This window comes from Streptomyces sp. NBC_00005 (assembly GCF_045160215.1).
Lineage (GTDB): Bacteria > Actinomycetota > Actinomycetes > Streptomycetales > Streptomycetaceae > Streptomyces.
In genome coordinates, this window is the sequence record NZ_CP108316.1 from 10,974,365 (window position 1) to 10,998,842 (window position 24,478).

Annotated in this window: 21 protein-coding genes, 1 tRNA gene and 1 pseudogene; 14 read left to right on the plus strand and 9 right to left on the minus strand. The window is 69.3% G+C overall.

Annotation, left to right across the window (positions count from 1 at the left end; all coding sequences use genetic code 11):
- Positions 1 to 209 precede the first annotated feature (209 nt).
- The 5 genes from OG303_RS50230 (at position 210) to OG303_RS50250 (ending at position 4,096) form a co-directional block, all read left to right on the plus strand.
- Positions 210 to 854, plus strand: coding sequence for a LysE family translocator (locus OG303_RS50230; protein WP_405877879.1), 645 nt, complete (start codon positions 210 to 212; stop codon positions 852 to 854).
- A 68-nt stretch (positions 855 to 922) separates the two neighbouring features.
- Positions 923 to 1,300, plus strand: coding sequence for an NUDIX hydrolase (locus OG303_RS50235; protein ID WP_405876951.1), 378 nt, complete (start codon positions 923 to 925; stop codon positions 1,298 to 1,300).
- Between the two features lie 752 nt (positions 1,301 to 2,052).
- Complete coding sequence (locus OG303_RS50240; protein WP_405876953.1) at positions 2,053 to 2,319, plus strand: inner-membrane translocator; 267 nt, start codon at positions 2,053 to 2,055, stop codon at positions 2,317 to 2,319.
- Between the two features lie 789 nt (positions 2,320 to 3,108).
- Entirely contained in the window at positions 3,109 to 3,516 is a 408-nt protein-coding gene (locus tag OG303_RS50245) for a hypothetical protein (RefSeq protein WP_405876955.1), read from the plus strand.
- Positions 3,517 to 4,022: 506 nt separating this feature from the next.
- A tRNA-Met gene (locus OG303_RS50250) sits at positions 4,023 to 4,096 on the plus strand.
- Here the strand turns inward: OG303_RS50250 and OG303_RS50255 are convergent.
- Positions 4,078 to 4,461, minus strand: coding sequence for a hypothetical protein (locus OG303_RS50255; RefSeq protein WP_405876957.1), 384 nt, complete (start codon positions 4,459 to 4,461; stop codon positions 4,078 to 4,080). The two genes, OG303_RS50250 and OG303_RS50255, sit on opposite strands and share 19 nt — an antisense overlap.
- Positions 4,462 to 4,684: 223 nt before the next feature.
- Between OG303_RS50255 and OG303_RS50260 the strand changes: the two genes are divergently transcribed.
- A complete protein-coding gene (locus OG303_RS50260) occupies positions 4,685 to 6,733 on the plus strand; it encodes an NACHT domain-containing protein (RefSeq protein WP_405876959.1) in 2,049 nt (682 codons plus the stop codon).
- A gap of 278 nt (positions 6,734 to 7,011) precedes the next feature.
- Here the strand turns inward: OG303_RS50260 and OG303_RS50265 are convergent, their stop codons facing one another.
- Positions 7,012 to 8,022, minus strand: a complete 1,011-nt coding sequence (locus tag OG303_RS50265; protein ID WP_405876961.1) for a hypothetical protein — start codon at positions 8,020 to 8,022, stop codon at positions 7,012 to 7,014.
- 448 nt (positions 8,023 to 8,470) lie between these two features.
- Between OG303_RS50265 and OG303_RS50270 the strand changes: the two genes are divergently transcribed.
- Complete coding sequence (locus tag OG303_RS50270; protein WP_405876963.1) at positions 8,471 to 8,776, plus strand: hypothetical protein; 306 nt, start codon at positions 8,471 to 8,473, stop codon at positions 8,774 to 8,776.
- A 476-nt stretch (positions 8,777 to 9,252) separates the two neighbouring features.
- On the opposite strand, the gene OG303_RS50275 is transcribed toward OG303_RS50270, so the two are convergent.
- A complete protein-coding gene (locus tag OG303_RS50275; RefSeq protein ID WP_405876965.1) occupies positions 9,253 to 9,792 on the minus strand; it encodes a GNAT family N-acetyltransferase in 540 nt (179 codons plus the stop codon).
- On the minus strand, positions 9,789 to 11,072 hold the full coding sequence (locus OG303_RS50280; RefSeq protein WP_405876967.1) for an XRE family transcriptional regulator: 1,284 nt from the start codon (positions 11,070 to 11,072) through the stop codon (positions 9,789 to 9,791). The genes OG303_RS50275 and OG303_RS50280 overlap by 4 nt, the downstream gene beginning before the upstream one ends.
- 241 nt (positions 11,073 to 11,313) lie before the next feature.
- On the opposite strand from OG303_RS50280, the gene OG303_RS50285 reads away from it, so the two are divergent.
- From OG303_RS50285 to OG303_RS50315, 7 genes are all read left to right on the plus strand, one after another.
- Positions 11,314 to 11,760, plus strand: a complete 447-nt coding sequence (locus OG303_RS50285; protein ID WP_405876969.1) for an ATP-binding protein — start codon at positions 11,314 to 11,316, stop codon at positions 11,758 to 11,760.
- Positions 11,761 to 11,989: 229 nt separating this feature from the next.
- Positions 11,990 to 12,178, plus strand: coding sequence for a hypothetical protein (locus OG303_RS50290; RefSeq protein ID WP_405876971.1), 189 nt, complete (start codon positions 11,990 to 11,992; stop codon positions 12,176 to 12,178).
- Positions 12,179 to 12,368: 190 nt separating this feature from the next.
- Positions 12,369 to 12,548 carry an FxLD family lanthipeptide gene (locus tag OG303_RS50295; RefSeq protein WP_016825826.1) on the plus strand — a complete coding sequence of 60 codons (180 nt, stop codon included), beginning with the start codon at positions 12,369 to 12,371 and terminating at the stop codon, positions 12,546 to 12,548.
- A gap of 217 nt (positions 12,549 to 12,765) precedes the next feature.
- The gene (locus OG303_RS50300; RefSeq protein WP_405876973.1) at positions 12,766 to 15,720 is read left to right on the plus strand and encodes a lantibiotic dehydratase; all 2,955 of its coding nucleotides are present in this window, start codon (positions 12,766 to 12,768) and stop codon (positions 15,718 to 15,720) included.
- On the plus strand, positions 15,717 to 16,991 hold the full coding sequence (locus OG303_RS50305) for a lanthionine synthetase C family protein (protein WP_405876975.1): 1,275 nt from the start codon (positions 15,717 to 15,719) through the stop codon (positions 16,989 to 16,991). The genes OG303_RS50300 and OG303_RS50305 overlap by 4 nt, the downstream gene beginning before the upstream one ends.
- A 21-nt stretch (positions 16,992 to 17,012) precedes the next feature.
- Positions 17,013 to 19,094, plus strand: a complete 2,082-nt coding sequence (gene fxlM, locus OG303_RS50310; RefSeq protein ID WP_405876977.1) for a methyltransferase, FxLD system — start codon at positions 17,013 to 17,015, stop codon at positions 19,092 to 19,094.
- A gap of 88 nt (positions 19,095 to 19,182) precedes the next feature.
- Entirely contained in the window at positions 19,183 to 20,316 is a 1,134-nt protein-coding gene (locus tag OG303_RS50315) for a hypothetical protein (RefSeq protein WP_405876979.1), read from the plus strand.
- A 95-nt stretch (positions 20,317 to 20,411) separates the two neighbouring features.
- On the opposite strand, the gene OG303_RS50320 is transcribed toward OG303_RS50315, so the two are convergent.
- The 5 genes and pseudogenes from OG303_RS50320 to OG303_RS50340 all read right to left on the minus strand — a co-directional run bounded on the left by OG303_RS50320 (position 20,412) and on the right by OG303_RS50340 (position 24,478).
- Positions 20,412 to 20,558: a hypothetical protein gene (locus OG303_RS50320; RefSeq protein ID WP_405876981.1), complete on the minus strand. Its 147-nt coding sequence runs from the start codon at positions 20,556 to 20,558 to the stop codon at positions 20,412 to 20,414.
- A gap of 532 nt (positions 20,559 to 21,090) precedes the next feature.
- On the minus strand, positions 21,091 to 22,620 hold the full coding sequence (locus OG303_RS50325; RefSeq protein WP_405877881.1) for an Hsp70 family protein: 1,530 nt from the start codon (positions 22,618 to 22,620) through the stop codon (positions 21,091 to 21,093).
- A 387-nt stretch (positions 22,621 to 23,007) separates the two neighbouring features.
- A pseudogene (locus OG303_RS50330) lies at positions 23,008 to 23,598 on the minus strand (caspase domain-containing protein); the annotation flags it as partial.
- Positions 23,585 to 23,974 (minus strand): hypothetical protein, encoded by a 390-nt coding sequence (locus OG303_RS50335; RefSeq protein ID WP_405876983.1) that lies wholly within the window; start codon positions 23,972 to 23,974, stop codon positions 23,585 to 23,587. The gene OG303_RS50335 and the pseudogene OG303_RS50330, both read right to left, overlap by 14 nt.
- Positions 23,975 to 24,316: 342 nt before the next feature.
- On the minus strand, positions 24,317 to 24,478 hold the full coding sequence (locus OG303_RS50340; RefSeq protein WP_405876985.1) for a hypothetical protein: 162 nt from the start codon (positions 24,476 to 24,478) through the stop codon (positions 24,317 to 24,319).

Sequence of the window (24,478 nt, forward strand, 5' to 3'; positions counted from 1 at the left end):
GGCGGGACACCATGATCGAGGCGTTCAACCGTGCTGACCATACGTCAGGTGGGTGACATATTGATCAGAAACTCATGGGGTTCTCGTTCAGGAGATAGCGGACATGTGGGCTGCCTCGGCTGCCGTGGGTGCGCGCCCCCACCTGGAGCACCGCCGACCGGATGCCGGGTGACGCCTGTTGCGCCGCGTCTGACATGGTGACATGTGTGATGATCTCATCGGCGGCAGCCGGCGGAATGGCCCTGGTCGAACTAGGAATGGCACTGACGCCGGGCCCGAACATGGTGTATCTGGTGTCTCGGAGCGTCAGCCAGGGCCGCGTGGCGGGGCTTGTCTCGCTGGTTGGGACTGCAGTGGGCTTCCTCGTGTACATGACTTTGGCCAACGTGGGGTTGGCGGTGGTCTTCGTTGCCGTCCCATGGTTGTACATCGGTTTTAAAGCTGTCGGCGCGGCCTACCTCGCATTCCTGGCCTGGCAGGTGCTCAGGCAGGGAGGCCGCGGGTTGTTCGAGCCACGCAGCCTCCAGCGCGACTCGCACTGGAGGCTGCTGCGGATGGGGCTGATCACCAACCTGCTCAACCCGAAGGTCGCCATCCTGTACCTCGCGCTCATCCCGCAGTTCATCGATCCCGCACGCGGCCACACCACGGCCCAAGGGTTCACTCTCGGCGCTGTGCAGATCGCGGTAGGCCTCACCGTGAACGCGCTGATCGTGCTCGCGGCTGGATCAATCGCCAGCCTGCTCAAGAGCCGCCCGTCATGGGCCAAGTGGCAACGCTGGACCACTGGGAGCCTCCTCGGTGCCGTCGCGATCGCTCTTGCCCGGGAGGTACCCGCCCGCGCACGGGCTTGACCTCTGTCCACAAAGCTTCTTCGCACTACAACCTCGCCGTCAGTTTCGGGACCTCCGGTGCGGCATGGATGGCGCGCTTTCCGGATCACCGTGTTCACCTTTTTGACGATGCGTCGCGTGCCCGTCTTCTGGGGCTGGTGGGTGCCGTGGTTCGTGAATGCCGTGAGGAGTTGGGCATCGAGGCTGTGGCATCGCCGGTCACCGGCGAGCGTCCCCTTTTCCTGACCGTCACCCGGACCCGGGGCCAGCGCGCCGACACCGACGTCTCACTCTGGTACCTCCTGGACGCCGATGCCCGCACCATCACCAGCTACGACCGGGGCGAGTTCGATGCACTGCGGTGGCTGACGGAGGAGGAGGTGCTCGAGGAGTCCGGCGAACTGCTCGATCCCCACATCCACCGCTTCATCCGCAAGCTGCAGCACGCGGCCCGTGAAGCCGGGTAGGGACGCATTCGTGCGGTCGCGGGGCCGGGTGCGCGGGGTGGGGGCGGTCGGCGGCCTGTCTGCGTCATCGGGTGGTGGCTGGGCCGCGCGTAGCGGTCACGGGATGACGGCTGCGCATGCCGGGTGCGCAGCTTCTGCGCGCTCGGTGTGCAGTGCTGCGGTCGGGCCCATGGTCGCCCCGACCGGTGGGGCTGTGCGCGCATGTGGCCGGCGGGGTTGCGCACGGGTACGGCGGTGGTGGTGCGCACCCGGGCGGTGGGCGGGTTGCGCAGGCGGGACGGCGGGGTTGGAGGCTGCGTAGACCCTGCGCGAACTGGCTGCGTCGTGTTGTGTGCAGTGGTTGCGCACTGCTGTGGCCTGCGTGGTCGGGTTTGTGGTCGGGGGCCGGGTGGCTGCGGTCGGGTTCGGTGGCTGGGCTCTGGTGGCCGTGGTCGGGTCTGTGCAAGGGGGTATTGCGCAGGTGTGTGGGTGGAGTGGCTGCGCCAGGGGATCGGTTGTGGGGAGTTGCGGTTTGCGGGAAGTGCCGCCTGATGTTGATCGTCGGCTGTGTGAGGGTTTGTGTGGCCCCTCACCGTCCGGGGCCGGGCGGGGCCGGGCGGGATTGTGAAGCCTGGGGTACGCCTGGGTTGCTGGTCGGCGACGTCCCGTGTGGAGGGGTGAGTTCCGTACGACGGTAGGGATTGTCCCCTCCTGCTGACAGGCGGTTCTCCAGCTGGGCGGATGCCCTTACAGGGGGTTGCCTGCTGCTGCTCGTGCTGGTGGCGGACGCGGCGGCCGCCTTGTTGGTCGTCATCGTGCTCGCGGTGCGGGGGCTGGGCCGGATGGATGCCGGTGCAGGGCAGCGTATGGCCGGGCAGCCGCCCGTGGACTGGATGCCGGTGTGGTGTTTCGGTGTTCTGGCGCTGGCGGTCGGTGTCACGGGCGTGGTGCTGCTGCGGCTGGGTTGCCGGGTTGTCGGGGTGGTCCAGCTGGCGCTCTGCGTCGTCCTGGCGGGTGGCGCGCTGTGGGCCTGGCCCTGACCCCGAAAGCGGGAGTGCGGTCGCGGTTGCGGGTGCGCACGGGTGGTGGATCGCTTGCCGCCGGCGGGGGAGTGGCTGGGGGTCAGGTCTGGTGGGCGGGTGCGGGTTTGCCCGAGTGGCGGGGCCGCTACCTCGGTCGTCCGTATCGGGGACAGCGTCCGTGACCGGGCCGGTTGGTGCGGCCCGTCCCTGCCGGGGCCGGTTCCGAGTCGGGGGTGTCTCGGCTTTGGCTGCGTCCGGCAGGGACGGGGGCTGGATGGGGTGGTGGGGGAGAGCCTCGGGGCGGCCGGGGCTGGTTGCGCCTGGTGGATAGTCAAAGCTGTTCGGGTGATGGGGTGTTGGCGTTGTCCGGCGTGGTTGTGCGGAGGTGGCGGCGTGCGGTGAGGATGAGGTCGAAGACGGCGTCGTATGGGCACAGGTCGCCTCGGTGGCGGGGTGGGGTGACCCAGAAGGTTCCGGGCGGTGCGGTGTGTTCGAGGGTGGGGATGCCGAGGTAGGTGTCGGGCCCGAGTAACGGGGTGTCGTTGGCGCCCAGCCAGGGGATGCCGCGGCTGTAGGGGACGAGGGCGTAGTAGGTGGGCGCCCGGTGCTGAGGTGGTCGACACGCTCGGTGTCTGATCTTCGGGAAGATCGAAGGGGGCCCGAGAGGGGACCAGTACTGCCTCAGCGCCAGAATGGCAGGTCAGGCTGTCTGCGCGGTCCGGCCAAGCACCCGCGCAGTAGCAGGTCCCCGAGGGGGCGAATAGGCTGGTCGCAGGGGTCGAAATGGTTCGATCCGAGGAGCCTTTCATGAGGAAGAGCAGAAACGGCGCCTGGCGCGCGACGGGAGTTGTCACCGCACTCGCCGTGGCCGCCGCGATCGCCTCCGTCGCTCCGGTTCAGGCTCAGTCCACCGCTCAACTGTCCGCGTACGTCAGCGACGGCTGGGGCGGCGGAACGATCACCAGCCAGCCCGCCGGGATCAACTGCCACCAGTCGGCGTGGGATCCGTACGCAACGGGCGAACCGCAGCCGAACCCGACCGGCACCTGCACCGCGAGCTTCGAGGTCGCAACGACGGTCACCTTCACCGCCACACCCGACCCGGGGTCCTCCATCAACGACGGCCCCACGCCGAATCCCGTGACCGTAGGTACCGGCTACAACTTCACGTGGGTCATGTTCTGCCCGAGTGACGGCCTCTGCTCCGCAGGCTAGCCGCCCGCCGGCCGCCCGCGCCCTTGAGGGCCCGGGCGGCCCGTGACGATGGCCTCGGCCCAGGATGAGCATCGCGGTGAGGCTGGCGTCCTGGCCGGAGCGCAGTCGGACGCGGATGCTGTGGCGCGCGGAGGGCCGGCTGACCACGACGTGGCCCATGCGCTGTGAGGTCGCGGCGTCCATGGCCAACTCGTAGGCCAGGGCACGGATGTGGTCCACCTCGATCAGGTCGTCCGACAGTCCGGGCAGGTTAAGGGACGCGACTTTGGCGCGCGTCGGGCGGCGTCCGCCTCGCCATTCGCGCTCTCGGCGACCTCGCGGGCCCGCTCTGCGGCGTCGTAGGTGTGTACGGGATCACCGACGTGCCCGCTGCCGCAGGGCTGAAGACTGGGCGGACAAGGCGTAGCAGGGTGCCGGCCGTTGTCGGCTTCGCTGCCGCGTGGCAGCCCTGCGGGCAGGAGGTGGTCTGCGGCGCTGCTGTGATGGCGTACGGTAGGGATCACCGACGCGGGGTGGAGCAGCTCGGTAGCTCGCTGGGCTCATAACCCAGAGGTCGCAGGTTCAAATCCTGTCCCCGCTACTGCTGAAGAAGGCCCGGATCCAGCTGGATCCGGGCCTTCTCGCATTACTGCGGTGCATCGGGCGCGGCGTCAACCGCAACACCTTCGCCTGCGCCCAGTCAGCGGCTCGCTCGCACCGGGCCCCCTGGGCCAGCAAGGCCCGCACCTGACCGGCCTCGGCGGCCCGCCGGCCCAGGCGATCAGCCCACTGCAGGCGGTAGCGGGCCCGGGCCGCGCGGGCCAGGCCGTCGAGGTCGTCCGGGCGGGCAAGGTGCTGCCCGGCAGCTTCCCAGAACGAGGCCGGCGGACACAGCCTGCGGCGCGTGGCCCGGCCGTGCTGCTCCAGGTAGTCGGCGAGTTGGGAGAGGGCCGGTGCGCTCGCCACCGGGCCGTCGGCCGACGCCGGGGCGAGGCGGTGGTGCCGCAGCCAGCGGGCTCAGCGACCTGCCTCCGGTCCTGCCGTGGTGGGGCGAGCGCCGCCGAGGGTGACCTCACGCTGCGTAAAGGAAGTGGCCGCGAGCGGGGAATTCTAACGGGCCGCCGACGCAAGCGGCGCGGAGTTGTCCAATCCCTGCCGCCGGCCCCGCTCACGGTCCATCATGACGGGCATGCGGATCGGGGGGCGTCGGCAACGGCGGATATGGCAGGTCGTCACCGTGCTCGGCGGGCTCAGCGTCACGGTGTGCGGGATCTGGGTCGGCAACTCGCTTGCGCACGGAGGCCTGAGTCCAGCCGACAAAGCTGGTGTGCTCGGGCTCATCGCCGGCGTCGCCGCGCTGTGGGTGTCACTGGTTGCCCTGCGTCAGTCCCCCTGGAGCCGGCCCGATCTCACCGCAACAGCCGCCGCCCTGGCGCTCGAAGTAACCCGTCGGGAGGGCACGGCGCTGCGTCAGATGCGCGGCGATGACTTCCCGGCCATCGACGTCAGGTTCACCCTGCACCCCCAGTACCGCTCAGCCGAAGTGCGTGACGCCTCCGGAGCGCTGCACGCGGGCCGGCTCAGTGAAGTAGTGGCCTTCTTCCACGGAGCCCGCCCCCGGCGCCTCGTCATTACCGGAGAGGCCGGTGCAGGCAAAACCGTCCTGGCGACCGAACTGCTCCTGGCACTGCTGGAGATGAGGCAGGACACAGATCCGGTGCCGGTGCGCCTGTCCTTGGCCTCGTGGGACACCACGCGCAGCCTGGACGAATGGATGGTGGAGCAACTGGTTGAAGACCCCGTCTACGACCTGCACCCCGACGTCGCCCGCGCCCTGGTCGAGCACCACCGTGTGCTGCCGGTCCTCGACGGCCTCGACGAGATGGACGCCGAGCCCACACCTCTCCAGCGCTCCCGGGCCCGTGCGGCGCTGGCAATGCTCAACGCGCGCACCCACGGACGCACTCCCGCCGCCGCCGTCGTGACCTGCCGGCACGACCGCTACGCCGCGCTGGCGTCCCAGAACCTCCAACTCAGGGACGCAGCCTGGATCGCCCTGCAGCCCGTCGGGGCCACCGCTGCCGCGGACTACCTCGGTCGGCGCGATCCCGACGGCCGTTGGCAGCCGGTGGTGACGGAACTGACAGCGGGTCACGCCCCCGCGCTCGAGCAGGCGCTGACGACGCCATGGCGCCTCACGCTGGCCGTCACTGCCTACGTCGAGGCGGGCGATCCCGCAGACTTGCTCACCTTGGCCACGCCCGCGGACGTCGACGCGTACTTGCTGCCCAAACTCGTGCCTGCTGTCACCGAGCTTCACCCACCGCCGAACGGCCGGTTCAGCGCCAGCCAGGTGCATCGGTGGCTGCACGAACTCGCCGCCTATCTCACCAATCCGCCTGCGTGGGCCGGGACACCCGGCACCGATCTCGTCCTGCACCGGCTGTGGCCGATCGCGGGCCCGCGCAAAGTACGTTACGTCCATGCCGCGGTCGCGGCCTGCATCGTCATGTCCGCCGCTGCCGCGCTGTCCCTGCTGTCGCCGACCACGCTTCCCGTCTCCTTCGTCGGTGCTGTGGGGGCGATTGTGGTGCTTTTCAGGCTTCGGCAGTGGACCCATCGGTGGCCGCGCCCCAACCGGCCAGTCGGCCTGCGGGCCTTGAGAACTGTCGCGGCCGCGAAGCAAGCCGTGACATCTTTTCTCGCGGCCGGATGGTCACTGATGATCACATCGATAGCCGCCAGTGCTGCTGCCCAGGTGGCCCTGCCCCGGACTGGAATCGGATTCGTGCTGCCCGTGGTGCTGGTGTCGGGCACTGTTTTGGCCCTGGCAGTACTCGCCTGCGCGCGGGCATTTGGGCGGTGGCTGGGCGAGCCGGCCGACACCTCCCCGCACCGCGTCACCACCCCCCGCAGGGCCCTTCGCGGCGACCTGCTGGCCGGGCTGTTCTCCTCCCTCGGGTTCGCGGTCGTGGCGGGGATCGCTGCAGGCGCCACCCTGGGGATGCGGTTCGGTCTCGGGCTGGCCACGGCGGCACTGGCTGCCGTAGTGGTCGTTGCCGACGCCTGGATGCGCTACATCGCTACGCTGCTGTGTACCCGCGGCCGTCTACCGTGGCAGCTGGCCACGTTCACGGACTGGGCCTGCGAGGCAGGCCTCCTGCGCATCTCGGGCACCGCCTATCAGTTTCGCCACCGAGAACTCCAGGAGTGGTTCGCAGCGAACACCACGCCGTGACCGCAGCGCGCACTGTGCAAAGGACATCGATCAGTGTGACGCTATTGCCGGCCTCGGGGTTCTCCTGGCGCAACGGGTGCCTGCCAGAGCAGTGGGGACTGGCAGCCAGTACGAGGGTGTTGTCCGTTGGTGGACAGGAGAGCCGAGCGAGTCCTGGTAGGGCCGTCCCGTCTCGTCGAAGAACGGCATCAGGCGACCGGGCCAGACGGAGAAAGCATCAGGTCCTTGGCAGCGTCCTGTCCGGGTGAGGTGGTTCGCCGCGTCGAGTTGACGCATGTCTAGGGGCGCTGCGGAATGTCTGGTTGCATCCATTCCAGGCGCCGGTGGGCCTCGACGAACTTGGACGCCCCGCCCAGGCTGCGGGGATGCGATCCCGCGGCCTGCCATCGGGCAACGCCCCAGCCGGCGAAAGACAGCAATGCGGCCCCTGCGCCGAGGACCGGCAGCGCCGTGGCACAGGCCAGACCGGCCGTGCCGGCCGCGGCCAGCGTGGTGCAGCCGATCTCGACTCGTGTCCACACCCTCGTCTTGTCCGCCTTGCGCACGATCTTTTGCTCCCTCGCCCACAGTGTGCGCAGCTCCTCCTCGGCGATCCTGACCGAACCGGGGTCTAGTCGCAGGTCTGTCAGCGACTCGTGCGCAGGGGTCCGCAACCGTGCCACCCGGTCGCGGAACCAGTCGAAGTAGGCTGCCCGCATAGCCGCGTACTCCTCATCCATGGCGAGATCGACCGCGCGGCGCAGCACATCCAACTCGTCTCCGCCCGGCTCCGGCAGCAACAGGGGGCGGGGCACCGCGACCAGTGCCTCGGCGGCCGACACGGTATGCGGCTCCTCCATCGTGGGGCGTACTTCCTGACGCCACTGCGCCTGCGTCGGATAGGCGGCCACCGCCTCCACGATGCCGGGGATCTCGCTTCCGGGCACGAGATGCAGGCCTTTGCTGGTGTCCACGAAGTGATTGCCCGTCAACGCGTGCGCGGTATCCAGCCGCGACTGCAGCTCCTGCCACGTCTGCGGGCCCCATCGCACGAGCTTGGCCAGACGCGCACCGTTGTAACCAGCAGACTCTTGCGTTCCCAGGATGCCCAGCAAGACGTCCAGACGCTCCGGATCCCAGGTCTCCGAGGCGTCGGCTGGATTGGGGCGCCGCCACCGCTCCCGCTCACCCTCGATGAGGGGATCGGGATACGGAATGGCGAGGCGGTCGAACAGTAGGACTTCGCGAAGATATGCCTCGCGCAGGCAGTGATCCCGCACCGAGAAGGTCCCCCACACAGGCGCTCCCATGCGCCGAACGTACTGACCGGCGCCCCAACCGGCCACCTCCCGGGGTGCTCGGTACGTGCTCCCGGCCTCGGAATTGCCCAGTGCCGGGGGCGTGGTGCTGCTACCGACACGGGACCAGTGATGGGCCTCAGCCGACGGCGCGTTGCGCTCGATGTGTCGACCCCGTCGCGGCTTGTTGGACCGGGTGGGACGAGCGGTGCGATGACCGAGGCCCTCGAGCGGGATGCCGGCGTGCTTCTGGCGCAGTACGACGACCAGAGCTGGCGCCTGGTGGGCGGTGGGTTCGTGCTCGCCGGGACCTGGCCCAGGCGCACGGGATCGGGTCCGTCGCCCGGGCGACGGACTGCCGTGACAGTCCACCACGAACGAGTCGACTCGCATCATCTGCCGGCCGTCACCGCGAAGGCGCCGAGAGCGGCGGCTCCGGTCGTGAAGACCATCACCGGGCGTGACGACCACCGCGATGACCGATGCCGTCGAGCGAGACGCCCGCGTGCTTCTGGCGCAGTACGACGACGGGAGCTGGTGCCCGGCGGACGGCGAGTTCGCCCTCGCCGGGGATCTCGCCCGGGCGCACTGGAGCGGGTCCGCCTTCCGGGCCGCGCTGCGCGAGCTGCCGCCCTCCGTCCGATCCGGGCGCCTGATCGACGTCCTCAATCCGGCGGCGAAGATCCTGGAACTGGTGGACGCCTCCGGTGCACGCGACGCGCTGCGTGCGCTGCGGCAGCTGGCGGACGCCCTCGCCGCCGACTGAGCCCGTACACACCGAAAGAGCCGGTACCGCGCTGCGGTTACCGGCTCTCGGCGGTCTCGAAGAACCCTCGCGAGCGCCAACAGTGGCGAGGAGACCGTGCGACTGTGGACTTGGCGTTAACCTCCGCCGCCTCACCCTGTTCTGGCGCCCCGACCGGTGGGGTTGTGCGTGTATGTGGTCGGTGGGGTTGCGCAGGGGTAGGGCGGTGGTGGTGTGCATCCGGGCGGTGGGCGGGCCCTGCACGCGAGACGGCGGGGTTGGAGGCTGTGCAGAGCCTGCACGGACTGGCTGCGTCGTGTTGTGCGCAGTGGTTGCGCACTGCTGTGGCCTGCCTGGTCGGGTTTGTGGTCGCTGGCCGGGTAGCTGTGGTCGGGTCCGTGGTGGGGTGGTGTGCAGGAGGCGGTGGGTGGGCGTCGCGAGCTGTCCCCTTCGAGCGGTTGCGCCGTTCGAAGACGGCGGGGCGCCGCAGGCGTCGATCAGCTGATGGCGCGGATCATCACGGTGAGCACTGGCGAGGCTGGTGACGGCTGGCTCTGTCCGATGTCCTCGTAGCCCCACACCTTGTATAGCGCGTGGATCTTTCCGTCCCCGGCGGCCGGGTTGACCATGAGCGTGACGAAGGACTCGTCGCGTGTGGCGAGGAGGGCGTCGTGCATACGTCGGGCGGTGCCGGTCTTCCGCCAGGTCGGTCGGACGCCGATCTCCTTCAGGGCCACGGCCGGACGCTCGGTGTACTTCTCCGCCGGTGTCGGGCTGGTGCGTTGCCAGTACCGGTCGCCGTGCTCGATGGTGTTGCCGTAGGCGTAGCCGACCGGATGCCCGTCGGCGTACGCGAGGACGGCCGTGAACCCCGGCTCGGTGCCGTGCCGGTCCAGGCGCTCGCCGAAGGCGGTGACGGCGTAGTTCGGCAGGTGGAGGAGCGGGGCGCGTACGTCGGCGTACACGTCGAGGAGGTCGCCGCGGGCGGTGTCGATGGTGGCGAAGGTGCGCAGTTCGATGGCGGGCGCCGTGGTCATGCGGCCATCCTCCAGGTGGCGGTGTGCTCCGTCCAGGTCTGCACGGTGGAGCTGCCTGGCGCAGTGGCGCGCAGCGCGGCTCCGAACTCCTGCAGCATGCGTGTGACCCGGGCGTGCTGGGTGGCGGCTTCGGCGGGGACCTTCATTGCGGTGGCCGTGGCGGCGTCGGGGGCGCCCTGTGCGAGCTGGGCGTGTGCGAGCCGGGTGGTGGTGATGGCCCGTGACCGGATCATGTGGGGCCGGAGGGCCGACAGGCAGCGGTGGGCGTAGTACTCGGCGGACGAGTGGTCGCCCAGCGCCAAGTACGCGGACAGTGCCAAGTGGTCCAGTTCGGCCTGGTCGTAGAAGGCGAGCATCCAGACCGGCCGGTAGTCGGCAGGGTCGGCGCGCAGCATGGCGTCCTGGGCCTGATCGAATGCGCGGCGGGTGCCGGTGGGGTCCTGGGCCGCGCCGTGGATGGCGCCCTGGCGGGCCAGGCCGAGGGAGGCGAACAGGGGGTCTCGGCGGGTGAGGTGCAGGTTGCGGGCGACGTCGTTGGCGGCGAACGCGTCCGCCGGTCGGCCCATGTGGCGGTACATGGTGCCCGCGTGACTCCAGATGCGGAACTTGATCGCCTGATCGCCGGACATCTCGGCGAGCGCCTGGGCCTCGCGCATGTGCACCTTGGCGACGTCGTAGCGCCGGCCGTCGATGGCGGCCCACATCGCGGAGGAGCGGAAGGCGGCTGCGGAGGCGTAGAGGTTGCTTCGTACTCGCTGGGTGGCGCTGCTGGCGTTCTGGAGATTGAGCGCCTCGTCGGCGAGGGCGGCGGCCCGCTGTTCGATGCCGAGTTGTCCGCCGTGGCGGTGGTCGCTGGCGATGATCTCGGCGAAGCGCTTGTTCAGGCGGTTGACGTCGCTCATGCCGATACGGCGCGGCGATGCGGTGCCGGGCGCGGCTGCTGCGGCGGCAGCCGCCGCGATGCTGCCGACGAGGGTGCGGCGCTTCATGTCGGGGTCCTCCTGCTGCGGTGGGGCCGGGGTGGACGAAGGCCGGCTTCGTGGCACGAACCCTAAAGCGACGGCGGGTAGTCCGGTGACGTCCTCAAGTGCCTTGCGGGCGGCTGACTTTGGCCACGTGACCCGGCCCGCTTTCCATGCCCGGACCGATGAGCCGTCGAGTCCTCCAGGGCGCCCGGTCAACCGTTCAATGGCCCTGTTCACGGCCTCGGCGAGGCTGTTGGAGCTGTAGCCGTGTTCGGTCATCCACGCCTCAAGAACGGTGTTGCGGGTGGTGTCCATGCGGGCACGGTAGTCCGCGCGATCCCTACCCGCCAGGTAAAGGATGGGTCAAAACGTCCTAGGCGAGTCCGTCGGCTGAGTGCCTGAACGTCCTAACCAACGTCCTGGGAAAGGGAGTTGTCTGGGTGCTGGTCGCCCGCCGCGCCCCACCGTGCGGGCGGCTGTTGACGGCCCGGCCCGCCTCCGAGGTTCCCCCGCGGGGGCGGGCCGGGCGCCGAGACGACACGAAGGCTCCACCCCAATGACGAGTCTGAGAACACCAGTTGAGGCCCTCTCCGTCGGCCACCCCACGTACACCCAGACCTTCCCGTGCGAGCCGTCCACGGCTGAGATCGGCCGTGAACTCGTCCGAGACGTCCTCGGTGTGTGGCACCTCGACGGCCTCGCCGACCGTGCCGCGCTGATCGTCACGGAGCTGATCGCGAACGCCTCCAGGCACACTCCGTGTCCCGAGATTCGCCTCACGGTTGGGCGGCCGACCGCGACACGACTGCGTGTCGGGGTCGTGGACCGGGAACCAACGCGTCTGCCCATACTCAGCCAGGTGGCTGACGACGACGAGTCGGGGCGCGGGCTGCTCCTCGTCGATGCTGTCGCCGACCGCTGGGGCTACGACCTGCACGGCTCGGGCAGATGCCCCTGGGGCAAAGAGGTCTGGGCGGAACTCCGTACCGGGGGCGGCAAGTGAGCATCCTGGCCACGGCACCCTCGCCCCTTCCGGGCCTCGCCCGACTCCGGCCCCGCCAGCAGATGGCCAGGGACTGCGCCCTCTGCGCCCGGCCGCTGGGAGCGAGCGGTCGACGGCTGGGCGAGATACGCCACCGGGGCCTGCCGTTCCAGCTCTGGGCCTGCGCTCCCAACTGCCAGGCCGCCAGATCGCGACCATCCCCGCCAGCTGAGAAAGGGGACGTCCTTCCATGGAGTGGCCATGGATCACCGGCGATTGCTGGCTCGGCTGCAGGCGTAGCGGAGTGCTGGTGATCTGGCTCGGTCCGGTGCAGTGGGACGGGCAGCACGCCCCTTTCTACGCGCGCGAGCCGTGCCTCGCTCGCCTCAAGGCCCAGGCGCTCGCCTACTTCATGGAGCGGCGGCCGACGTCCGCTTGATCAGACTCCCGGCACACGACTTCCCGGCGTGAGGCAGGCAACCCCGCGAGGACTTCCTACGCGGAGCATGTCCCCTCGTGCCGGGCAGCCAGGAGCCGTCCGGGGAGCAGCCGTCTGGCAACGCTCCCGTGACGGCACCTGGTGGGCGCCCCAGCCCAGTAACACCACAACGATTCCAAGGAGTTGAAGCATGACACGCAGCACCGTAGTTCCCAGCCGCACCGAAGTACGCCCGCAGATCCCGGGGGCATCGGACGGTTTCGACCTGGACGTCTCCCTCGTCGAGATCGCCGACCCGGCGGGCCTGGTCAACCTGACCGACGACAACTGCGGGTCCACCTGCGGCGCCTGCACCACCAACGTCGCCTGACCCGGCCCCCAGGTCACCCCGGTCTGGTGCCGCCGCGTCTCCGCGCGGCGGCACCAGCCGCCCGCCCCCTCACCTACGGAGGTACTTGGTGGTTGCTCCGCCCGCAGCGTTCCGCACCGGTTCCACTGTTCTCGTGCGCGCCGTGGCCCGGCCCTCGCTGCCGATTCCTCCATGCCCTGACCTCGATGACCGCTCGCCCAGTGGTTCGTCTGCCCGTGTGGCGTGGCTACGCGCGGTCTGGGCGAACAAGGACGTCGCCGAGGCACTCCAGCACTCCAGCCCGGCCCTGGCCGCGCAGGTACGGGCCCTGTGGACGGCCGAGCATCCCGCCCTCCGGGATGTGCAGCGCGCGGCGCTGTCCGTGGCCCGCTACCTGCTGCGGGCCCTGCACCGGGCTACGCCTTTCGGTCTGTTCGCCGGCGTGGCCAGTGCGGAGTTCGGGCCGCAGGCGTGGGCCGCCTGGGGCGAGGAGCACGTGGCTGTCGGCCGCGCGGCGGCAGAGTGGCTGGCGGCTCTGGTCGCACGGTTGGAGTCATGCCCGGACCTCCTCGAACGGCTGCCCGTCGTCATCAACAACACCGTGACGTATCGGGGAGACCGGCTCGTCGTGCCGTTCCAGCCCGACGTCCAGGAGGAGCGAACGCGTGCGGTCGAGGCGTCTCTGGCTCTGACCGGACCGGTGCGCGCGGTCCTTGCCGCGACCCGGGTGCCGATCCGGTTCGGCACCCTCGTGGCGAAGCTCCAGGCGGAGTTCCCCGAGGCCGGTCCCGAGAAGGCGCGTCAACTGCTGGCGGAGCTGATCCGGCGGCGGGTGCTGATCACGGGCTTGCACGCTCCGAGCACTGAGACCGATGCTCTCGGGTATCTGGTGGGCCAACTCGACGCGATCGACGCCGGAAGCCTCGCCCCGGTCGCGGAGACGGTGCGCGAGCTGCACGCGGTCCGGGCGGGCCTGGAGGAGTGCGCCACGCAGGGCGGCCGGGACAGCGTCGCGGCGCGGATGCGAGACCTCGTCCCTGGCCTGCGTCGCCACCCCGTCGCGCTCGACCTCCGCCTGGACGCGCAGATCGTTCTGCCGGAAGCGGTCGGCCGAGAGATCGAGCGCGCCGCTCTCATCCTGACCCGCTTGAGCATCCGCCCGTACGGGACCGCCGCCTGGAACGAGTACCACCAGCGGTTCTACGAGCGGTACGGCATCGGCACGATGGTGCCGCTCGCGGAGGCCGTGGCGGACAGCGGCACCGGCTATCCCGACGGCTACCCGGGCGCTCCGGCCGGCGCACGCAGGCCCCGCGTCTCCGCGCGGGATGACGCCCTCGTACGGCTGGCTCAGGCCGCCGCGCTCGACGGCCGTGACGAAGTGATCCTCACGGACGAACAGATTGAGGCCCTGGACGTGGGTCCCGACGAGCCTCGGCTGCCGCCGCACTTGGAGATCGGGGTGCGGGTGCACGCGGCCGGCCTGGAGGAGTTGCAGCGCGGGCGGTTCCGGCTGGAGGCCGTGAGCGTGTCCCGTGGCGCCGGCGTCTCCACGGGCCGATTCCTCAGCGTGCTGGCCCCCGCCGACCGCGAGGCCCTGGCCGCCGAACTCGCCGACCTCCCGGCCGCGGACGGCAACACCGTGCCCGCGCAGCTCTCTTTCCCGCCCCTGCTCCCCGAGAGTGCCCACGTCATCCGCTCCCCACAGGTCCTGCCTACTGTGATCAGTCTTCAGGAGCACCGCGCTCCGCAGGACGCCGACCTCACCCCGGAGGACTTGGCGGTGGGGTGCGACGGTCGCCGCATGTACCTCGCCGCCCCCGAGCGCGGACACCGCGTCGAGGCCGTCGGGATGCACGCCCTGAACCTGCGCACCCACACCCCGCCACTGGTGCGGTTCCTCACCGAACTGTCCCGCGCCCAGTGCGCGCAGGTCACCGTCTTCGACTGGGGCGCCGCCGCGGCCATGCCGTTCCTTCCACGTCTGCGGTACGGCCGCATCGTGCTGGCCCCGGCCCGCTGGCGACTGGAAGCGCCCGAACTGCCCGGCCGCGTCCGCCCTCGGGAGGAGTGGGATGCTGCGCTTGCCTCCTGGCGTGCCCGGCGGAGGCTGCCGCGCCGCGTCCATCTCGCTGAGGACGACCGACGTCTCTTCCTCGACCTCGACGAAGCCGGCCACCGGACGCTCCTGCGTCGCCACCTCGACCGCACGCGCCTGGCCGTGCTGGTCGAGGCCCCGGAACCGGAAGCGTACGGTTGGTGCGGCGGGCGAGCCCACGAGATCGTAGTTCCGCTCAAGGCAACCCGACCGCCGACGTGGCCACCGCTGCCCGCCCCCAGTCGGGCCCGTGTCCTGTCTGCGGCCCAACTGCAGACACCCGCCTCTTCCTCGGTTCTTCTGGCCGCCCTGTACGGTGACCCCCGCCGCCAAGACGTCTTGCTCTCCCGGCACTTGCCCGGCCTCCTCGAACAACTCGGCAACCCGCCATGGTGGTTCATCCGCTTCCGCGACCCGGATCAACACCTCCGCGTACGCATTACCCTTCCCGACCCGGAAGCCTTCGCCGACACGGCCCGAACGGTGAGCGCCTGGGCCGACGAGCTACGAAGCATCGGCCTGCTGGCCGACCTGCGCTATCCCACCTCCTACCGTGAGATGGGCCGCTGGGGATCCGGCACCGCATGGGAGGCGGCCGAAGAGGTGTTCCGGGCGGACTCGCGCGCCATCCTGGCCCAGCTTGCGCAGCCACAGCGTCCCGGACAGCGCACGCTGGTGGCAGCCCACACGGTCGCCATCATCTCTGCGTTCCTCGGCACCACCGCGGCCGGAATGCACTGGCTGATCGACCACATACCGCCGACAGCCCCCAAACCGGTTCCGCGCCCGCAGTTCACCGACGCCGTACGGCTCGCCGACCCGTGTGACGACTGGGCGGCGCTGCGCCGTGTCCCGGGCGGGGACGCCATCGTGTCGGGATGGGCTGACCGGGATACGGCGCTCGCCACGTACCGGCCGCACCTGCCCGGCCCGGACACCCAGGGCATCGCCGTCGATGACGTCTTGACCTCCCTGCTGCACGTCCACTTCGTCCGCCACGTCGCCGTGAACTTCCCGGAGGAAGAGGTGTGCCTCTACCTGGCGCGCGCCGCCGCCCTGGCCTGGACCGCCCGCACCAGGGGGAGGTCCTCGTGACTGCCCACCCCGCGCTCGGCCTGGTCGACGCCATCGCCGCCCAGCTCGCCGACCCCGACACCGTGCCCCTCGGCTCCAGGAGGCTGTCCTCGGACCGGCAGCACCTTGCTTACGGCCCGACCGGAATCGCGCTCCTGCACATCGAGCTGGCCGCGAACGGCCTCGGCCCGTGGCAGCGCGCCCACGACTGGCTCGCCGCAGCCTCCCGGCAGCCGCTCACCAGCGGCCCGGACAGCCACCCGTTCTACGGAGTACCCGCTTTCGCGCACGCCCTGACCTGTGCGGCCGATCACCTTCCCGACTCCTACCAGCGCGCCCTCGACGCGATGGACGGACAGATCGCAGTCGCCGTCAGACGCCGTCTCGACGCCGCACACCGCCGCATCGACGCCGGACGCCTACCCCAGCTCGCCGAGTTCGACGCCATCCGGGGCCTCACCGGATACGGCGCCTACCTACTGCGACGAAACCCCGGCAGCTCCACGACGCGCGCCGTTCTCGACTACTGCGTGCGCCTCACCGAACCGATAACTCACCGCGGCGTGACCCTGCCGGGCTGGTGGGCGGAGACCGGGCCCTCGGGCAGCCCGGACGACCGATTCCCCGGCGGGCACGCCAACACCGGTATGGCGCACGGCATCGGCGGCGTGCTCGCGCTCCTGGCCCTCGCCGCTCGGAACGGCTCTGTCACCGATGGGCACCACGCAGCACTGCACACCATCCTGGCCTGGCTGGACCGCTGGAAGGAGAAGGTCGGCGGCGGACCGGTCTGGCCGTACTGGGTCGCTCAGGGCGAGCTGCGCAGGGGGCGTCTCTGCTCGTCAGCCCCCAGGCGGCCGTCCTGGTGCTACGGCACCGCCGGCCTCGCCCGCGCCCAGCAACTAGCCGCGCTTGCCCTCGGCGATGTCAGCCGCCAGATTGACGCCGAGAACGCGGTCGTGGCCGCCCTCACCAATCCTGAGCAGCTGAAGGCCACGACGGACAACGGCCTCTGCCACGGGTTCGCTGGCCTCGCCCACACTGCCGCTCGTACGGCCGACGACGCCCACCCCTCGACCGCGGAGAAACTCCGAGCCGCGATCCCGGCCCTCCTGGCTGCGGTCATCCCACTGGGCACTGACCCCGAACTCATGGCCACGGCGCTCATTCAGGACGAGGAAGGCGACCTCGGCCTCCTCGACGGCGCCGCCGGCATAGCCCTGGCCCTCCTGGCGCCCAGCACCGCCGCACCACCCCGATCCGCCTGGGAGGCATGCCTCCTCATCGCTTGATCCACCGATCGAAGGACCTCTATGCCTCCCGACCGCTGGCAGCAGCACAACATCACCTTCGTCGACGGCGAGATTGCCCGGCGCACCATCGCCGAACGCCTCGGCCCCGCCCTGATCGAGGCCGAGGCCGACGGGCAGCTCACCGGCTGGTGGTTCATGAACAAGCAGCCCTGGCCGTTGCGTTACCTCGCGGACAAGCCCTCACCAGCCATCGAGTTACTCCTGAGCGATCTCATCGGCGACGGCGTGGCCGTGTCGTGCCTGCCCTGCGTCTACGAGCCCGAGACTGACGCATTCGGCGGACCCGAGGCTATGGACGCAGCCCACAAACTGTTCCACAGCGACTCCCGTCACCTGCTCACCTACCAGCCGAGCCCGATGCACTTGGGACGCCGGGAGACCGCCGTCCTGCTGGCGAGCGCCATGATGCGCGGCGCTGGACTCGACTGGTTCGAACAGGGCGACGTATGGGCGAAGGTTGCAGCTCTTCGACCGGCCACCAAGCCACCCCAACCCGAACGAGCCGCCGAACTGGCTCCGGCCATGCGGAAGCTCATGACCGCCGACGCCCACAGCCTCTGCCGCCGGGGTGGCCCACTCCACGCTCACGAGGCATGGGTGACCGCCTTCGAACGAGCCGGCGCCACGCTCGCTGACCTCGCAGGCCAGGGCGCTCTCACTCGCGGCCTGCGAGCTGTCATCGCCCACCACGTGATCTTCCACGCCAACCGCGCCGGTCTCCTCCGGGACGACCAGAGCGCCCTGTCCCACATCGCACGAGAGGTAGTCATGGGAACGAGTGACCACACCGCGTCGCCCACCGAGGCAACGGCCGACATCGATAGCGTCAGCGCGGTGAACACCGACACGATCACCAGCCCCACGGCGGACGCCGACCGCCTCCGCAACGCCCTGGTCGACCAGCTCCGCGCGGACGGACACGCCCGCACACCCGCCGTCGAAACCGCGTTGCGGACCGTGCCCCGCCATGTGTTCGTGCCCGAGGCGTCGCTCGAAGACGCCTATGCCAACGCACCGGTGCACATCAAGTACGACACCGACGGCACGTCCATCTCCTGCGCCTCCCAGCCGGGCGTCGTCGCCCTCATGCTGGACCAGCTCGAAGCCCAGCCCGGCGAGTGCATCCTCGAACTCGGCGCCGGCACCGGCTACAACGCCGGTCTCCTCGCCCACCTGGTCGGCGAGAGCGGACACGTGACCACCCTCGACGTCGACGACGACCTCGTGGAGGGTGCCCGCACGCACCTCGCCGCCGCCGGAACCACCAACGTCGAGGCCGTGACCCGCGACGGGGCACTCGGCTACGCCGAAGCAGCGCCGTACGTCCGAATCATCGCCACTGTGGGCGCGCACGGCGTGCCGCACGCCTGGCTGCAGCAGCTCGCCCCCGGCGGCCGGCTCCTCGTCCCCCAGCGCCTCAAGGGCACGGTGTCCCGCTCCATCGCCTACGAGCAGCGTGACGGCCGGTGGGTGTCCCTCGGCAGCGAGATGAACACCTTCATGCCGCTTCGGCGGGGCATCGCCGACGACGAGCGCCGAGTGATCCCGCTCAGTACGGACGGCGCCGTACGACTCCAGGCCCCCGCCGGGCTCAGCATCGACGCGGATGCCCTCGCAGGTGTACTTGACCAGCCGTGTACTGAGGAGTGGACCGGCATGACGGTCCGCGCCATGGAATCCCCGGAGTGGATGGAACTGTTCGTCACCTGCTCCCTGCCCTCCGGTCTGATCCGGATGCTGTTCCCCCAGAGTGCCAAGGGCACTTTGCTCACCGAGGACCCCTACCCCTCGTCGACCGTGATCGTCGACAAGGGTGCCGTCACCTACCTCGCCCGGCGTCTGTCGAAGAAGAAGACCCCCGCGGGCGACAAGCTCTGGGAGTTCGGCGTCATCGGCCACGGCCCCGGCAGCGACGAACTGGTCGCGAAGGTCGCCGACGCCATCCGTACCTGGGGCAGGGAGTACCGAGGCCGTGAGGCCACGTTCGAGATCCAGCCCCTCGACGCCCCCGCCATCGAGCAGCGCCCCGGTCTCTTCGCCGTCGACACCCCGCTGAACCGCATCGTCGTCGACTGGCCATAGCGCCCCACGCGTAGCGGACGGTGCCCGTCGGCACACGGCTGGCGGGCACCGTCGCCTCAGCAGTCCTCACTCTCGACCCGGGGGATCCATGGACCCGCACGGCCCCTTAGCCCAGCGCTTCCCGCTCGTCGCCCGATTCCGCCCCGCCTGCCTGCCCCTGCCTGAACGCGTACGTGCGCTCGTCGACCTGGCCGACACGGCGGTGAAACAGACCGACCAGGGGCTCGCATCGGCCGTCTACAACCAGGCTGCGCTGATCGCCTCCGACCTTGATCTCCCCGATCTCGCCCGCGAGATGTGTCACCAGCACGCCGCCGCCTACCTCCACGCCTGCCCCCTGCCCGGCATGAGCGCGATCCGAGGACTGGAACCGGTCGTCAATCTCGCTCGCCTCCAGATCCGCGCCGGTCGTGCCGATGAGGGTCGTCAGCGACTCCTCAACCTGTACAAGGCCGTCGAGACGGGCACAACCGCCCGATTCGAGGGCGTGACCGTACCTGTGGACCTCACTGCGACCGGCGAAGACCGCCAGGAGGTTCGCGCGTGGCTGTGGCGCGTCCTCCTCGCAGACGGCACGCGCACCCTCACCACCGAGGGGCGATGGGCCGAGGCGCTGGCGCACATCGAAGCCCACCATGGCATCGGAGAGCGGATGCTCGACGGTCGGCAGGTCGCCGTACTCGCCGCCCTCGTTGCGAACGACACGGCAGGGGCTGCTGGTCTCCTCGCCGACACGATGCCCGGCGACCCATGGGAACAAGCCGTCACGGCATGCCTGACCGTTCTATGCCGCCGCGACGCCGGGCAGCCGATCGAGGGCCACTTGGCCGACCTGGTGACGGCCCACTCCGGACGGAAGGCCGAACCCGGGATGACCGTCTTCGACACCCGCCTCGGACTTACAGTTCTCGACGCGATCGGGTCCGCCGAGGCGCTCGCCGCGCACCGCATCGTCGAAGACCTCCACCGCAGGACGACGGACGCCGAGGACGGTTACGTGGCCCGCGAGAATTTGGCTCACCCTCTGTTCACCGAGATCGCCACGGACCGGCAAATGCAGGACTGTCGCGTGCTGGTGCACGCCTGCGCCCTCGGCGCAGGGATCCTCCCGGACGAACCGCGACGAGAACTGACAGCGGCTCTGCGCGCCAGCGACAGCGTGATCCGGAAAAGCCTCGTATGTTCCTCCGGTCCCGGAGGAACGCAACCCTTGCGGTTCTGACGGTATCTATCGTGCCGTGCGGGTGCTTGAAGCCTTCCCGGGCAAGTAGTTGGCCCTTCGTGTGCTGATCTGTCTGTTGTGGAGGCTGAGCACGGTCAGCCTCTTACGGGCTCGCGGTGGGAGCGAGGAGCGTCCAGGTGCCCTTCGCGGGCGTGGAACTGGCGGGCGGCCGCGAGGTTCAACTCGCGCTGCTCGGCACGGCTGAGCTTGCGCGGGGCCGGGGCGGGTGCGAAGCGGAGCATGCCGGTGAGTTCCACTGCTGAGTGATGGTCAGCTTGGTGAAGGCGTGGGCGGCCAGCCACTTGCCGATGTCCGCTCAGTCAACGACGAGTTCGCCGGCCTTCGTCGGGAGGGGAGTGGACATTGATGCTCCAGGGCGATGTCGGTAGGTACGAACCGAGACTAGCGTTTCCATTGGAAACGGCCGCTTGGGATTTGGCATTTATACTGGTTCGCACTGCTACGCCCCGGATCGCAGTGCGTGCGTGGCGGCAGCGTCCAACTCGAGCAGCGTTGACGTTCAGGGAGCAGGTCGCTCGGGGCGTCGAAGAGGTCACAGAGCATCTCGCCAGCGCGGTCGAGTGCCAGCCCGAACCCTGTCTCTGTGAGCGCGGGCAGCATCGCGGCGAGTATCCGTCTGACCAACTGGCGTAGAGCCGGAACGGGTGCGCTTTGAGGTTCTGCCAGTCGTCGCTCCGGTGCTGACGGTGAGCGCACGCAACCAGGTCTGCCCGTATCGCATTCGCGGCAGGACCGACATGCTCGTGCCTCAACTCACTTCCCCTGACCCGCGTTCGCCGGTCCCGGTGGGGGATTGGGCGGAGGAGGGGGAGGAGAGGTCAGGAGTTTGGACTCGTGCCTTTGCCAGGCCGTGTCGCTGGCGTCCGCGGTTACCTGATGTGTACGTCCCGTGCCGAGGTCTTTGGCCGTGACGTGGATGCTGCCTCCGGGTTCGATGTCGAAGGCGACCTCGATCTGCGGGACGCCGCGCGGCGCAGGCGGTAGATCGGTCAGCTCCAACAGGCCGAGCCTCTTGTTGTAAGCCGCGATCTCGCGCTCGCCCTGGTAGACGGGAATCTCCACGGACGACTGGTTGTCCTCGATCGTGGTGAAGATCTCGGAACGCCTGGTCGGGATCGTGGTGTTGCGCTCGATCACCTTGGTCATGATGCCGCCCTTGGTTTCGATGCCGAGGGACAGTGGTGCCACGTCCAAGAGCAGGACGTTCTTGACGTGGCCTTTGGTGATGCCGGCCCGAAGCGCCGCGCCAAAGGCGGGGGCCAACTCGGTGTTGAGCATTCTGCGCGGAACCTTGCCGCCAGTCAGCTCCTCGATGAGCTCGGCGACGGCGGGCATACGGGTGGAGCCACCGATGAGGAGGACGTGGTCGATTTCTTCGATGCGGAGGCCGACGTCCTTGAGGACGTTGTGGAATGGCGTCTTGCAGCGCTCCAGGAGGTCCGCGGTCAGCTGCTGGAGCGCGGCCCGGGTGAGCTTCTCATCCAGGTGCAGCGGGCCCTCCGCGGACGCGGTGACGTAGGGCAGGTTGATCGAGGTCTCGGTGGCCCAGGACAGCTCGATCTTGGCCTTCTCGGCGGCCTCGCGCAAACGCTGTAGAACCATCTTGTCCTTGGCAAGGTCCACGCCATGGCGAGACTGGAACTGCGTGACGAGGTGATCGACGATGCGCTGGTCCCAGTCGTCACCACCGAGGTGGGCGTCGCCGTTTACGGCCTTCACCTCGACGACGCCGTCGCCGATCTCCAGGAGGGACACGTCGAAGGTGCCGCCACCGAGGTCGAACACGAGGATCGTCTGGTCGTCCTTGTCGAGGCCGTACTGAAGCGCGGCCGCAACGGGAGCTGCGACCAGATACATCACGGTCAACCCTGCCAGTTCGGCTGCTTTTTCAACCGTGCGCCGTCCACCCTCATCCAGGACGGCCGGCACCGTGATCACGACGTCCTGCACGGTTGCATCGAGGAAATTCTCGGCTTCCCGTTTCAGCTTGCGCAGGATGTGGGCCGTCACCTCGGCGGCCGTGTAGGAGTGGCCCCCCACGTGGATGTTCCAGTCACCGCCCAGCTGGCGGGCGGGGAAACGGAAGGTGCGCTCGACGTTGGTGATCGCTTGCCGGGCTGCCCGCGCGCCCACGAGAATCTTGCCCTCATCGGACCAGGCAACGACGGAGGGAGTCGTCTCCGATCCTTCCGAGTTGATGACGGCCTCGGGCTCCCCGCCAACCAATGTGCTGATCACCGCACGAGTCCTTCCCAGATCGATGCCAACCCCCGCGTCGGTAATGGTGGTTCGAGATGGTGCGGCTGTGGCGGCATACTCTGCCCAGTACACGCGACTAGCCTCGGCCGCTTGGACAGCGGCAAAGTCGGCCCCGCAGACCCGTACGAGAACGGCGGCGATGTCTGCGTACCGTCTGGCCGCTTCGAGGGGATCGCCGCCGTGTCCGACACGCTCTTCCTCGTCGAGGAGGAGCCGTGACGAGTTCTGGCCCGTCCTGCCACTCAGGGACGGGGGCTGGTAGCCGATGTTCCGGGCAATCGGCAGATCTCCGGTGGTGTCTCCGGTCTGACGGCGCGGCTTGGGAAGTCCGCGGCCGCGCAGGTTCTGGAGCAGGAACCTGTACACGTCGTCCAGTGTCAGCAGCTTTGCCGGTGCCTCCGGGTCACCCTCTCTGAGTAGGCGGAGTAATTCGCCGGTGAACGCGGTATGGCGTTCGTTTTCAGGCGCCAGTGCGGTCTTGTCCGCTGCGGTGGCTGTGAGGATGTAGCTGCCGGAAATGGCGGTTTGGCCCTTCACGAGATGGTCGGTCGGGGCCATCAGGTTGAGAGCGCGGCCTGAGAAGCAGCAGTCGAGGATGACGACGCGGTTTCGTGCCGCGCTGTCGACGACGATGTCTCTCACGCCGCTGTAGGGCATGGCCGTATACGGCAGCAGGGCACCGCGCCGGGTCTTCGAGAGGGCGAGATGAAGGTTTCCCCGATCGTCGAGCAGCCCATGACCCGCGAAGTAGATCAATAGCAGATCCTCGGCCTCGTGAGCGAGGTCGTCGAGTTGGCTTGCCAGTTCGTGCGGAGTGCTGGGGTTGTCAATGACCGAACAGGTGCGAGGGGTGAACCAGCCGTGGACGGGCTCACCGAGAGCCGCAGCCACGTCGATTAGGTTGTTGTGCACGGACGGCAGATCGGGAAGCTCCGGGTCGACAAGATGGCTTGACGTGCCGATCAGGACGACGCGAGAGCGATCGCCGTTAGGCAGTCTCATCGCGGTCGGCGACCGGTTGCCCGGCGTCGAGGAACGTGCGGAGCTGCGTGATCACGCTCTCTGGATCTGCAACGCGCCGCAGATCGAACTCGAAGCTTTCTCCTGTGGGCCTCACTGCTTTGACAGTGACATCGCTCTTGCACTGCTTGACCCACTCGACGACGGCGCGTGCGAGGACACTCGCTGCTCCGCCGGCGGAAAGCGCCACGACGAGCGCCTCCGGGAGGCCGCCCATCGTCCCGGTCGTGATCTTGCCGTGGACCAGCCGGGTCCGTCCTCGGAGGTCCTCCTCGTACCGCAACCATTCTGCTAACGAGGTGAAGAGTCGTGCGGTTTCGTCGGGCCTGTCGCCCACAACGATCAGTCTGGATTCCATAGCCATAGCCATCGCCCCCCGTTCCCCCCTCATGATGCAGCGACTTCCACCCCGTGCCTACTCGCTGGCGCCGGGCCTATCCAACTGCCGCCGCCCCACAGCCCCGGTGAGGAAGGCGCGCGCGAGAGCACCACCCAGGCCGTCAGCAAACGGTCGAACTCGACTCCCCAATTGGGGAGTCGAACTCACAGGCCATGTGCCACAAGGTGCCAACGGGTCGAGCCACAGCCGGAATGAACGCCTGCTTCCTCTTCCCCGAGGTCGGCGCTGCACAGCTCTCCCAGTTCTACGCTGATTACGCAGGCACGGATGGGGGGCGGCGTGATGCCTACCGGTAGTTCGTTACGTCCGGCGGTAGAGGTCAAGTCGGTGTCCGGTGGTGACCGCGTCGATCAGGGCCTGGAGCTCGGAGGGCGGGTCCTTGTCCGTCCAGGCCCGCCACCAGCGGTTGAGGGTGATGGCGGGGGTGAGCCAGGACCGGATGGCGCGTAAGTGCCCGTCCAT